The organism is Mucilaginibacter polytrichastri (assembly GCF_001911425.1).
Lineage (GTDB): Bacteria > Bacteroidota > Bacteroidia > Sphingobacteriales > Sphingobacteriaceae > Mucilaginibacter > Mucilaginibacter polytrichastri.
This window is the reverse complement of the sequence record NZ_MPPL01000001.1, coordinates 119,093-131,790: the sequence shown is the minus strand read 5'-3', so window position 1 is coordinate 131,790 and position 12,698 is coordinate 119,093. Positions and strand designations below refer to the sequence as shown.

Below are 12,698 nucleotides of genomic sequence, written 5' to 3'. Positions count from 1 at the left end.
GGGAGTGGGGTGTTTATAGGCCCAACGTTCTATATAAGTTTTAAAAGCCCTGTCAAACCTGTCTGTACCAAGCACCTGGTTACGCAAAATCTTTAATGCTTCGGCAGGCTTATCGTAAAGCACAGCGCCATCGTGCATTTCGGCAACGTTATCAGGCGCGGTCATTACCGGTTCCATTTCAGGGTTTAGCAGGTGCATGGCCTTGTTGCTTGTCCAGTTTAAGCCTGGTTCGGCATATTGGCCGTTGTTATAGGCTGCTGTAGACAGGCTATTGATGAAAGTATTAAATCCTTCGTCCATCCAGCCGTACAAACGCTCGTTAGAACCCACTATCATCGGGAACCAGGTATGGCCAAACTCATGGTCGTTAACATCCCACAAAATTTTACCCTTGCTGTCAGATCCGCAGAAAACAATGCCGGGGTACTCCATACCACCAACTTTGCCCGCCACAGCTACAGCCACCGGGTAAGGGTAAGCAAACCATTTACTGCTATTATACTCTAATGAGCCTTTAACATACTCTGTTGAATGCTCCCAGCCGTTATCGCCTTTACTCTCTACCGGATAGGCAGATACCGCAAGCGTTTTTTTGCCATTGGGTAAATTAACTTTAGCAGCATCAACAATAAACGCTGCCGACGATGCCCATACAGCATCGCGCGCATTGCTGATTTTGTAATGCCAGGTTAGTTCGGGCTTGCCTGCCGGGCGCGAAGCCGCACTCCTCACCTCACTTGCCGAACGGATAAGTATTGTTTTATCGCTGCCTGCAGCCTGTGCCCAGCGCTGTTGCTGCAACGGTGTATAAACTTCCTGCGGGTTCTGCAATTCGCCGGATGCAAATACGATATGGCTTGCCGGCGCGGTGATGCTTACATCAAAATCGCCGTACTCGAGGTAAAACTCGCTTGGGCCATTGTAGGGTATGGCATTCCAGCCCATTACATCATCGTACACACACATGCGCGGGTACCATTGGGCAATGGTAAATATTTTACCATTACGGGTTTCCTGTATCCCGGTACGGTCAGACCCATAATCGGGCACTGTAAATGAGTAGGTTATTTTAACGGCAACCTTACCGCCTTTTGCAGCCAGGGCCGCAGGCAAAAACAGCTGCATACGGGTATCTATAACCAAAAACTTAACCGCAAGGCCATTTATAGTTACCGATTTAATATCGTAGCCAGTATAAGCGGCCCCTCTCGAATGGTTACGGCTACCCACCGCGGCTTCCATCAATGCGCCTCTCGAGTTTTCTTTGTAAAGATTCTGCTCAAGCTGCATCCACAAAAAGTCCATTTTTTGCGGGCTGTTATTGGTATAGGTAAGTACTTCGGTACCTGTTATTTCGTTGGTTTTATCATCCAAATGGGCAGCCAACTGGTAGTCGGCACGGTTTTGCCAGTACAGGGGGCCGGGTTCGCCATCGGCTGCACGGTACTCGGTACCGTTGTGTGTATAAAAAACCGGGTTAAATAATTGGGTGTTATCAAACTTTGATAGCTCTGGCTGGCTGGCTAAATGCTGGGCTTTGCAAATAGTAATACCTGCAAAAAAGACCAGGGACAAACTGGTCAAAAAAGAATATCTCATTAAAAATTTGGTCAGCAGGTTACGTTATAATTGCTTAAGCAACAATTATAACGTAAAAAGGGCTTATTAATTACACTTATTTTAAAAAGTGTTGCTTATATACGTTTTCGTCAAAGCCAAAATATAAAAATCCGCCGTCTTCAATAACAGGTCTTTTAATCATGCTGGTTTTTTGTTGTAGCAACGGTAAGGCCTCTGCCTCGCCTTTTACGCTTTCTTTTACGGCAGGGTCAAGTTGTTTCCAGGTAAGACCTTGCTTGTTCATAAACTTTTCGTAGCCAGCCTTTTGGTTCCACTCCTGTAATTTTTCTTCGCTAACGCCCAATTTCTTAAAATCATGAAATTCATAATCAACATGATTTGCCTTTAGCCAGTCAACCGCTTTTTTTACTGTGTTGCAATTGGTTATACCATATACTTTCATGCCGCAAAATTAGTGATTTCCACCACGGTTGCCACTACTGTCATCATTTTGAATACCGCGCTGGTTCTTTTTAATCTGGCTGTTTAAGCGGCCAAACTTATAGGTAAAGTTAAACCCGATGTTACGGTAGTAATTTTGATTGGAGTTAGTTTGCTCAAATTGATCTGTTTTGGTATAGCTGTCGTTAGTCCGGTACTTTTTCCAGGGGTTGCTGATATTGATGCCAATGTTGGCTTTATCCTTCAAAAAATCTTTCGAAACACTCATGGAAGCCCCCACATAGTAGTTGTCTTTACCCTGTAAAAGCACATAACGGCTATCAAAGCCACCATCCATACCTACGCGCCAGCCTTTATCAAACTTATACCCGGCATTACCGAACATATACCCCTGGAAACCCTTGTTGGTATAAAAAATACTATTGTAGGTACCGGTTAACCACACATAGATCACTTGCGAATTAACACTCAGGTTCAGCTTTTTGGTAATAGGATAGTTAACGTTAAAATTGGCGCCTAGCCTTTTATTGTGGCCAACGTTTGCGTAAGTGGTGGTGCTAACGGTATCTTTCCCTATACTGGTTACACCCTGGATGGTATTGTTGGCAAAAGAATAACTTAAACCCAGGTTGACAGAGCCTTTGGCATAATTACTATAATTTAATTCGAAACTATGGTTAAGCACCGGGCGCAGCTCTGGGTTACCTACGTTGATATATTTAGGGTTCGATTTATCTATAAAAGGATTTAGCTGCCAGATGTTGGGCCGGGAGATACGCTCTGAGAAACCGAAATTGATACTGCTGCTTTTCAGCGTACGCTGTATGGATACCGAGGGGATAAGGTTATTATAATCTTGCGATGCCACACTGCCTATCGATGTAAAATTGGCATCCACTGTGGTATGCTCTAAACGCAAACCGGCCTTACCGGTCCACTTGCTGAGTTTAACCTGGTACGAGTTATAAGCAGCATAAACATTTTGCTGATAATCGAAATTATTGGTTTGGGTAGGGTTGTTAACAAACTTACCGGTTACGTCATCATAATTATCGTTGCTAAAATCGCTAAAGTTTTTTCGAAGTATAGCCTTTGCCCCGGCCTCTATGGTAACCTTTTTTAGCGGCTGCACATAATCCAGCTGGAAGGTGTGCTCTTTAGTACCCGAGTTATTATACTGGTTATAATCGGGCATACCATAATCAAGCCGCTCTGTAAATAAACCACTATTAATCTGTTTACTGCCAGATGAGCTGTATTTATAAGACGTAGTTAACAGCTGATCTTTATGCCCTGCAAACCCCAGTTGATAATTAATACCAACGTCTGTACCGCTGTAATGATTGCTGGTAGCATTTTGCAAATGATAGGCCTGGTTAACCACCGAGCTGTCATCAAACTGGCGCGAATACTGGCTGCTGGCTTGCGCCATGCTATAGGTATAAGATTCTATATTAGCTGTGATGAGGTTTAGGGTATCAAGCTCATAACTAAGTTCGGCGCTGCCGTATTTGTTTTTGCCATTTCCTCTTTCATTAGTACCATTTTGCAATACCGATGATACCGGGTTAAAAGTATTGATGCTATTTTGAAAAGTGGTGCTTTGTTTATTTTGCCTGTTATAACCTACATAACCGTTTAGGCCAAATTTACCCTGTTTTACGGTAGCATTAAGATTGGTACCTACCCCCCACACGGTATTGTAACGGGTGCTGATGTTACCGTTGTAGCCCTGGTCGGCATTCTTTTTGGTGATGATGTTGATAATGCCCGCCAAACCTTCAGCCTCGTATTTGGCTGGCGGCGTGGTAATTACTTCTATCTTTTCGATATTGCTGGCCGGCATGGCTTTCAATACATCCGACGGGTTTTTGGCAACCAGTGATGATGGCTTACCATTAATGAGGATCTTGTAATCGGTGTTCCCTTTTAACTTAATATTGTCAGAAGCATCAACAGAAACCAGCGGCACCTTGCGCATCATATCCAAAGCGCTTTCTACCTTGTTGGCCGGGTCGGCCTGCACATCGTAGCCAATACGATCAACCTCTTGTTTAATAATGGGGCGCACCGCAGTTACACTTACCTCATTTAAACTACTGGTAGAAGCCGACATCTGAATATTGCCAAGATCAATCAGCTTTTTAGTGCTGTCGATATCGATCACCTTATTTTTAAAGCCAACAGAAGCCAGCACTAACTGATAGGATTTAAGCGGAAGGCCGGTAAACTCGAAACTACCATTATCCTTACTTAACATGCTTTTTACCGGCAAGTTGGTTTTATTATGCCGTAACGCTACGGTTACATAGCCCATAGGTTGCTTTTTTAACGAGTCGGAAATTAATCCCTTGATGGTTTGGGTGTTAGATTGCGCAAACGCGCCTGCACAAAGGCATAGCAATGCTATCAGTGATAAGAAGTGTTTCATTAGGTTTTGTGTAAAGTATGCGATTACTCAATACAATAATAACCCAATACCCCCTATCCAGAAAATTAATTAACACTATTTAACTAAATAGCTAGTTAAGTTTTTGTTAAGTAATTACTTATTAAATTTCGTCATGGTAAGTTCGGTACCTATGGTGGCAAAGGCTTTGATCATCTCTATAGAACGATCTATAAGCGCGGGTAATTCGGGCTTTTCATCATCGTCAAAGCCGCTTAATACATAATCAACCTGGCGGCCTTTGGGGTAGTTATCGCTGATACCGAAACGTAAACGGGCATAGTTATTATCGCCTAAAACCTGTTCAATGTGCTTTAAGCCATTATGCCCGGCGGCACTACCTTTGGGTTTAAGGCGCAGGGTGCCTAGTGGCAAAGCCAGGTCATCAACCAATACCAACACATTCTCCTTCGGTATTTTCAGCTCCTTCATCCAGTGGTTAAGGGCCTTGCCGCTCAGGTTCATGTAGGTGGTAGGTTTTATCAAATGCAGCATACGGCTTTTATACTGGTATTCGGTATAATAGGCATGGCGCATATTGTAAAACTTTAAGCCTTCTTGCCTGGCCAGTTCATCCAATATCATAAAGCCGATGTTGTGCCGGGTATCTACATACTCCGGCCCGATGTTGCCTAAACCTACTATTAAATACTTCATTGCCTTGTTTTATATGATGCTATTGCGAGGTACGAAGTAAATGCCTCACCCAACCCTCTCCAAAGGAGAGGGCTTCAAAAGTCTCCCCAACCGGGGGAGATTTAGAGGGGGCTTTTCTCGCAATGATGGTGTTATTTATTATATGATCTTCAAAAAATCAAAACTATAAAAAAACAGCGATAAGAAAATCTTATCGCTGTTCCAAAAATCTGTGTAATTACACCATAACCGGTGCAATCAGCATAAATTATTTCTTGCCAGCTTCTTGCTCTGCCTGACGTAATGCACGTGAGGTAGTTACAGATACAACAGTATCTTCGATAGCATTGGTGATGGTAAGGTTTGCAACGCTTATGTCTGCAACACGCACTGATTTACCTACTTCTAAACCTTCGATGCTAACATCAATGTTGTTGATGTGATCTTTAGGTAAAGCTTTAACACGAAGTTTACGCAGTTTTTGTACCAATTTACCACCCATTTTAACACCTGGTGAAGTACCGGTTAAACGGATTGGAATTTCGATAGTTACTGGTTTTGCTTCATCCAATTGCAGAAAATCAACGTGTAAAAGTTGTTCTGTTAATGGGTGAAATTGCATGTCTTTGATAATAGCTGAAGTGGTAACACCACCAACAGTAAGATCAATAAAGTTAACTTCCGGAGTAAAAATTACCGGTTTAATGTCGGCAATAGATACTGCAAAGTGAGTTTGTGTAGCACCACCGTAAAGTACTGCAGGAACCAAACCCTGGTAGCGCAGCTCTTTGGCATCGCGTTTCCCTACGTTCTCTCTTAAAGAACCGCTAATAGCAACTGAATTCATTGTTTTATTATTTATTGTTTAATAGTTCATGGTTTATAGATCATGGTTCATGGTAAACTTACCAGCTTCTGACCTCCCCTATGAATTTATTCTCTTTATAATATATCGCCCAGGCTTTACTATGATCTATCAACCATAGGCCATAAACTAAAAATTAATCTATTTTAAACAGCTGGCTAATTGAGCCATGCTCGTTTACGTTGGTAATAGCTTCCGCAAATAATTTAGCGGTTGATAATACCCTGATCTTCTCACTTGCGTGTTTTAACGGAATAGTATCTGTTACGATCAATTCTGTTAAAACCGAATTTTGTATAGTTTCATAAGCCTTGCCAGATAATACCGGGTGTGTACAAACTGCTCTAACGCTTTTTGCACCACGCTCCATAATTAGTCCGGCTGCTTTGGCCAAAGTACCTGCGGTATCGCAAATGTCATCTATCAATACAATATCCTGCCCGGTTACATCACCAATAATAGTCATCGACTCAATTTCATTGGCACGCTTACGGCGTTTATCACAAATTACCACCTCGGCATTAAAAAACTTGGCAAAGCTGCGTGCCCTGTATGAACCACCCATATCCGGCGATGCAATAGTAAGGTTCTCCAGCCCCAGGCTTTTAATATAAGGTACAAAGATGATCGAAGCATCCAAATGATCTACCGGGATATCAAAAAATCCCTGGATCTGCGCTGCGTGCAAATCCATCGTCATGATACGGTTAATGCCTGCTGCAACTAATAAATTAGCTACCAGCTTTGCACCAATGGCTACACGTGGTTTGTCTTTACGGTCTTGCCGTGCCAAACCAAAATACGGGATAACTGCGGTTACATAATGGGCAGATGCACGGCGGGCGGCATCAATCATCATCAGTAATTCCATTAAGTTATCGGTAGGCTGGTTGGTAGACTGGATCAGGAAAATATCCCCTCCTCTTACAGATTCATTAAAGTGCGGTTGAAATTCGCCATCGCTAAAACGTGACAAAACCACATCGCCCAGTTCGCGGCCATAAGCATCGGCTATTTTATTGGCCAACGCTACTGTTGCCGAACCTGAGAATAATTTAACCGGATTAAACTGTAGAGGCATCTCTTTTTGATTTCGGATTTCGAATTTTCAATTTCGAATTTGCTTAGCAACCTTATAAAAAAACAATTCGGATTTCAATTTTCCTATCAGTAACCTGAAACGAAAAACTAAAATCCGAACTCTTTATTGTTGCCCGACCAGGATTCGAACCTAGACAAACGGTACCAAAAACCGTCGTACTACCATTATACTATCAGGCAATCCTTATTCGACAACAAGTCGTTTCCGAATTGGAATGCAAATATAGGACGATATTTTTAAAGTCAAAAGTATTTTTTCAAAAAATTTAAATTCAATATCTAAGCCTCTCGCACTTAGTTAAATTATGTTAAAGATTAATGGAATGATGAAAAAACATCGTAATAGTTTTGTTAATTTCGTCGGCTAATTATAGCTATACTGTATATTCAATCATGAATTATAATAAAATCAATAATCTGTTCGGCTGGATTGCCTTTGTCATAGCCTCCCTAACTTACATTTTAACACTTGAGCCTTCTGCAAGTTTTTGGGACTGCGGCGAATTTATTGCCTGTATTTATCGGATGCAGGTAGCCCACCAACCGGGCGCTCCTTTATTTACCATGATAGGCAAGGCATTTTCCTTACTATCCATGGGCGATATACATAGGGTAGCTTATTGGACAAACGTTGGCTCGGCACTGGCCAGCGGCGCCACCATTTTATTCTTGTTCTGGAGTATTACAGCGCTTGCCCGTAAAATAGTAACCAAATACGGCGAAGAAGTTAGCACACTTAATACGATATTAATTATAGGCGCCGGTTTAGTGGGCGCTTTAGCATATACTTACTCTGATACCTTCTGGTTCTCGGCTGTTGAGTCTGAGGTTTATGCGCAATCATCATTATGTACCGCCATTGTGTTTTGGGCGATACTAAAATGGGATGCCCATGCAGACGAACCGGGTGCCGACAGATGGCTGGTATTTATTGCCTATGTAATGGGTTTATCTATCGGTGTTCACTTACTCAACTTGCTGGTTATGCCGGCTATTGCACTGGTTATCTATTTCCGCCGTGCCGATAAGGTTACCGCGAAAGGCACCGTTTGGGCATTTGTTTTAGGTGTGGTTGCACTGGCCCTTGTATTATGGGGTATTATACAATATACTGTTAAAGGTGCTGCATACGCCGACCTGCTATTTGTAAACACACTTGGTTTCGGCTTTGGCAGTGGTGCCATTATCTTCTTTATATTATTACTTTCTGGTATTGTACTAGGTATCTACTACACCATAAAGCCATCAATGCCAATCATCATCGCTTCGGCTGTTTGCTTTATCCTGTTACTATCTATCAGTGCAGGTATTATTGGCTTTATCGCTTCGATAGCGGTTATTGCTTTGTTAGAGTATGTATTCCACATCCGCAACAAACGCTTTATACTCAATACGATATTAATAAGTACGTTGTTTATCCTGTTAGGCTATAGCTCGTTTGTAATGATCGTTATCCGTGCTAAAGCCGGCACTAACTTAAACAATAGCGATCCGCAGGATGCATTTTCATTAAACAGCTACCTTAACCGCGACCAGTATGGCGATACACCATTATTATACGGTCAGTACTTTGATTCGAAACCGGTTGACCAGGCCGAGGGACAAACCCTGTACCGCCGTGGTAAAACCAAATACGAGGTAGCCGGTAAAAAAACAACCCAGGTATACGATCGTAATACCATTTTCCCGAGAACCTTCAGCCAATCAAATGGCGACCCTGAGTTTTACCGACAGTGGCTGCATTTAGGTGCGCAGGAAAGCCCTACCCTGGTGCATAACCTGGCTTTCTTTTTTAGCTGGCAGGTAAACCAAATGTATACCCGCTACTTTTTATGGAACTTTGTAGGCCGTACCAATGAAATGGACGGGCAAAACGACAGTAACGGTACCGATGGTAACTGGATAAGCGGCTGGAACTTTGGCAAAAAACTACCTTATGCCGTTACACACAGTAACTCTTATAACCGCCTTTTCGGATTACCGTTAATCATAGGGCTACTAGGTTTATGGTTCCACTTTAAACGCAAACAGCGCGATGCCGGTGTGGTTGCCGTATTATTTTTTATGACAGGTTTGGCCATTGTGCTTTACCTTAACCAAGACCCGCTACAACCGCGTGAACGTGATTATGCTTATGCAGGCTCCTTTTATGCCTTTGCTATCTGGATAGGCTTGGGTGTATTGGCTATTGCCCAGTTTTTAAGCAAAAAGCTTAATGCCACTACCAGCGCTTACATTGCAACCGGTGCTTGTTTATTAGCTGCCCCGGTATTAATGGCCAACCAGGAATGGAATGACCACGACCGATCTACCAAATATACGCCACGCGATATGGCAACCAACTACCTGCAATCTTGCGCGCCTAATGCAATTTTGTTTACCTATGGCGATAATGATACTTACCCGCTATGGTATGCACAAGAGGTTGAAAACATTCGCCCGGATGTGCGTATTGTTAATTTAAGCTTGTTGGGTACCGACTGGTATATCCGCCAGATGAAGCAAAAAATGAATGAATCGGCACCGCTGCCTATCACCATGCCTAATAATAAGTTTGAAGCCGGTGTGCGCGATGTGATCTATTTCAACGATAAAAATATTTCGACCCCGGTTGAACTGAAAGAAGTGTTCGACTTTATGACTTCAGACAACCCTGCAACCAAAGTTGAATACCAAAGCGGCGAAAGTGCCAACTACCTGCCTACCAAAAACTTTAAACTGACTATTAATGCAGATAGCCTGATTAAAACCGGTACAGCAACAGAAGCCGACAGAAGCCGCATATTGCCGGAAATTGACTGGAAATACGCATCGAACTATGTGACCAAAGATAACCTAGCCATGATAGATATACTGGCACACAACAACTGGAAACGCCCGATATACTTTGCCATTACCGTAGGCAGCGAAAACCTGATGGGCCTTGATAAATACCTTTACAACGAAGGTTTTGCCAACCGCCTGTTACCGTTTAAAGCTGATACAACTGTTGCACCGGGCGAAGCTGCCAATACATTAAAAATGTATAACAACATGATGACCAAGTTTAAATGGGGAAATATGAAAAATGCCCGTTACCTGGATCACGAATCGTTAACGATGTTTTACCCGATCATCCTGAAACAGTTTATTATGCTGAACGACCACCTGGTACAGGAAGGCCACCCTGATTTAGCTAGAAACGTGCTGAAGAAATATGATGAGGTAATGCCTAACCTTTACCCTTATACCGAAGTAGCTGCCCGTAAATACTATATTGTAGAAGGCGCTTATAAAGTAGGCGAAAACCAATTGGGTAACAAATGGGCTAACGAGATAGATGCTTACATTATAGATATCCTATCTTACAACGCCGACCTGCTGCAAAGCAACTCAGATGGCATACAGCAACGTGATGTACAGCTCTCGATGTCGATACTGAATGGTTTAGCATCCCTGGCCAAAGATTTCCACCAAACTGCCTTAAGTACCAAATTTAGCACGCAGCTAAAGGAGTACGAAACCAAACTGGGGCCGATACTATCGAGACAGCAATAAGGTTTGCTTAAATATATTGTAAAGGCCGCTCGAATGAACGGCCTTTTTTTGTGGGGATATTTCTCAATAGACATTTGTAATTCTTCTTAGTTAAGAATATAAGCTTACGCGCGTTTGTAACACGTGCTTACCCAGCGGGCATTTCTATTATGGCATTACAAATGCCCTACCAATACGCACGCGTCAAAGAAGCGCACGAGGGGTTTCTATTTATTAAATCGCTTTGTCATTCTGAACGTAGTGAAGAATCCTCTTCGATTAACATAGCCGCCCAGCATGTGCAGAAGATGCTTCACTACGTTCAGCATGACAAAATAGAAGCTGCTGCAAATTCGGTTATAAAACCAGTTCAAAGCCTTAGGCTTCATAACGCGATACTCTTAAACAAGAACAGCCGCAAGCGATAAGCTTACGGCTGTTTTTATATCTTTAGTAAATCCGAAATCGAAATTCCGATATCCGAAATAACTATGCTTCCGGTTCTGCTGCCGGGGCTTCGTCTTCTATTACTACGCCCATGGCGCAGAACTTGTCTATGCGTTCGGTTACCAGTTGGTCTATCTCTTTTTCCTGCAGGGCTTTCATATCTTTCAGCAATTGCTTTTTCAGGGTTGATGCCATGGCAATCGGGTCCTGGTGCGCGCCGCCTAGTGGTTCTTTGATAATGCCGTCAATCAGTTTGTTCTTCAACATTTCTGGCGAGGCCAGTTTCAGGGCTTCTGCTGCACGCTCTTTGTAATCCCAGGTTTTCCATAGGATGGTTGAGCAGTTTTCCGGAGAGATCACCGAATACCATGAGTTTTCGAGCATCATTACCTTATCACCTATCCCGATGCCCAATGCACCACCCGATGCACCTTCGCCAATAATAACGCAGATGATCGGCACTTTAAGCACCGACATTTCCAGCAGGTTACGGGCAATGGCTTCACCTTGTCCGCGTTCTTCAGCTTCTAAGCCTGGGAATGCTCCGGGAGTATCAATCAGCGTAATAACAGGTTTGTTAAACTTTTCGGCCATTTTCATCAGCCTTAAAGCTTTGCGGTAACCCTCTGGGTTTGCCATACCGAAATTGCGGTACTGGCGCTCTTTGGTGTTACGGCCTTTCTGGTGCCCTATAAACATAGCCGTGTGGCCACCTATAGAACCCCAGCCGCCTATAATGGCTTTATCGTCGCCCACGGTACGGTCGCCGTGCAGTTCAATAAAGTCATCACACATCAGCTCTAAATACTGCAGGGTATACGGCCTTTCGGGGTGGCGCGATATCTGTACCCGCTGCCAGCCGGTAAGGTTGCTATATATTTGTTTTTTAGTAGTCTCAAATTTATCTTCCAGCTCTGTCAGCGTAGCCGACATATCCACCTGGGTTTTATCTTCAACCTGCTTTACCTTTTCAATCTGCGATTGCAGGTCAGAAAGCGGTTTTTCAAAATCAAACGTAATCTTCATACACTATTAAATGGGGCTGCTAATTTACATAAATCATATTGTATTGCTAATTATGATTTAGCAACTCATTAAACTGATTTAATTGCACCGGGTTAAGCACTTTACGGCTATTGTAACAGGCTATTAATAAAGCGCCACGGTATTCGCCCTGGTATAAGCCATATCTGTTAGTGTAAAATACAATTACACTCTCATTAATACGGCGGGTACGAAACAAGCTGTCTATCATACGTTCGTTTTGCACAACAGACAGGCCTACTTCCGTTTTTTTCATTTTCAAGGTGGCGTTAATCTCATTAAGCCTGGTAATTTGCTGCGGCGATAATTTTAAATGCGTCCGGTATTTTAAGATCTGATCCGGATATGGATACCGATATAGCTTGGCCACATAAGCTAAATTGTTAACATCATCGCCATTTAAAATAGCATTGTACTGCTCGTCGGTAAGTATTTTAACAGTAGAGTGCCGTATAGCCACACTATCTGTTTGCTGTGCCCGTAATGTTTGGGTAACCGCTGATAAAGAAACAATAAAAGCTAACTGAAGTACTTTTTTAATCATATGCTTTTAACAAAAATAGGCGTAAGGTGTTTGCGCCGTAAATATTGCCTAAGATACTTAAGCGCCGGCATTGT

General features: G+C 42.8%; 9 protein-coding genes and 1 tRNA gene. 1 reads left to right on the top strand and 9 read right to left on the bottom strand.

Annotated elements, in window-relative coordinates:
• The 7 genes from RG47T_RS25885 to RG47T_RS00475 form a co-directional block, all read right to left on the bottom strand.
• Nucleotides 1–1,599: M1 family metallopeptidase (locus RG47T_RS25885; RefSeq protein ID WP_253187480.1), on the bottom strand; the 1,599-nt coding region annotated here is incomplete at its 3' end.
• Nucleotides 1,600–1,675: 76 nt separating this feature from the next.
• Entirely contained in the window at nucleotides 1,676–2,023 is a 348-nt protein-coding gene (locus tag RG47T_RS00500; protein WP_074487371.1) for a Spx/MgsR family RNA polymerase-binding regulatory protein, read from the bottom strand.
• A gap of 9 nt (nucleotides 2,024–2,032) precedes the next feature.
• Entirely contained in the window at nucleotides 2,033–4,453 is a 2,421-nt protein-coding gene (locus tag RG47T_RS00495) for an outer membrane beta-barrel protein (protein WP_074487370.1), read from the bottom strand.
• Nucleotides 4,454–4,567: 114 nt separating this feature from the next.
• A complete protein-coding gene (gene pth, locus RG47T_RS00490; RefSeq protein WP_074487369.1) occupies nucleotides 4,568–5,128 on the bottom strand; it encodes an aminoacyl-tRNA hydrolase in 561 nt (186 codons plus the stop codon).
• A 247-nt stretch (nucleotides 5,129–5,375) separates the two neighbouring features.
• Nucleotides 5,376–5,954 carry a 50S ribosomal protein L25/general stress protein Ctc gene (locus tag RG47T_RS00485; RefSeq protein ID WP_074487368.1) on the bottom strand — a complete coding sequence of 193 codons (579 nt, stop codon included), beginning with the start codon at nucleotides 5,952–5,954 and terminating at the stop codon, nucleotides 5,376–5,378.
• Between the two features lie 154 nt (nucleotides 5,955–6,108).
• A complete protein-coding gene (locus tag RG47T_RS00480; RefSeq protein WP_074487367.1) occupies nucleotides 6,109–7,053 on the bottom strand; it encodes a ribose-phosphate pyrophosphokinase in 945 nt (314 codons plus the stop codon).
• Between the two features lie 129 nt (nucleotides 7,054–7,182).
• Nucleotides 7,183–7,253: transfer RNA gene (locus tag RG47T_RS00475), tRNA-Gln, on the bottom strand.
• 213 nt (nucleotides 7,254–7,466) lie between these two features.
• Between RG47T_RS00475 and RG47T_RS00470 the strand changes: the two genes are divergently transcribed.
• Nucleotides 7,467–10,610 (top strand): protein O-mannosyl-transferase family, encoded by a 3,144-nt coding sequence (locus tag RG47T_RS00470; protein WP_091690945.1) that lies wholly within the window; start codon nucleotides 7,467–7,469, stop codon nucleotides 10,608–10,610.
• A gap of 468 nt (nucleotides 10,611–11,078) precedes the next feature.
• Here RG47T_RS00470 and RG47T_RS00460 read toward each other — a convergent pair whose 3' ends face one another.
• Both RG47T_RS00460 and RG47T_RS00455 read right to left on the bottom strand, forming a co-directional pair.
• Nucleotides 11,079–12,062: an acetyl-CoA carboxylase carboxyltransferase subunit alpha gene (locus RG47T_RS00460; protein WP_074487365.1), complete on the bottom strand. Its 984-nt coding sequence runs from the start codon at nucleotides 12,060–12,062 to the stop codon at nucleotides 11,079–11,081.
• A gap of 46 nt (nucleotides 12,063–12,108) precedes the next feature.
• Nucleotides 12,109–12,624: a hypothetical protein gene (locus RG47T_RS00455; RefSeq protein ID WP_074487364.1), complete on the bottom strand. Its 516-nt coding sequence runs from the start codon at nucleotides 12,622–12,624 to the stop codon at nucleotides 12,109–12,111.
• Between the last annotated feature and the right edge of the window lie 74 nt (nucleotides 12,625–12,698).

Excerpts from the sequence above, each read along its gene's own strand:
- RG47T_RS00500 (WP_074487371.1), bottom strand. The coding sequence starts at position 2,023 with ATGAAAGTATATGGTATAACCAATTGCAACACAGTAAAAAAAGCGGTT.
- RG47T_RS00495 (WP_074487370.1), bottom strand. The coding sequence starts at position 4,453 with ATGAAACACTTCTTATCACTGATAGCATTGCTATGCCTTTGTGCAGGC.
- pth (WP_074487369.1), bottom strand. The coding sequence starts at position 5,128 with ATGAAGTATTTAATAGTAGGTTTAGGCAACATCGGGCCGGAGTATGTA.
- RG47T_RS00485 (WP_074487368.1), bottom strand. The coding sequence starts at position 5,954 with ATGAATTCAGTTGCTATTAGCGGTTCTTTAAGAGAGAACGTAGGGAAA.
- RG47T_RS00480 (WP_074487367.1), bottom strand. The coding sequence starts at position 7,053 with ATGCCTCTACAGTTTAATCCGGTTAAATTATTCTCAGGTTCGGCAACA.
- RG47T_RS00470 (WP_091690945.1), top strand. The coding sequence starts at position 7,467 with ATGAATTATAATAAAATCAATAATCTGTTCGGCTGGATTGCCTTTGTC.
- RG47T_RS00460 (WP_074487365.1), bottom strand. The coding sequence starts at position 12,062 with ATGAAGATTACGTTTGATTTTGAAAAACCGCTTTCTGACCTGCAATCG.
- RG47T_RS00455 (WP_074487364.1), bottom strand. The coding sequence starts at position 12,624 with ATGATTAAAAAAGTACTTCAGTTAGCTTTTATTGTTTCTTTATCAGCG.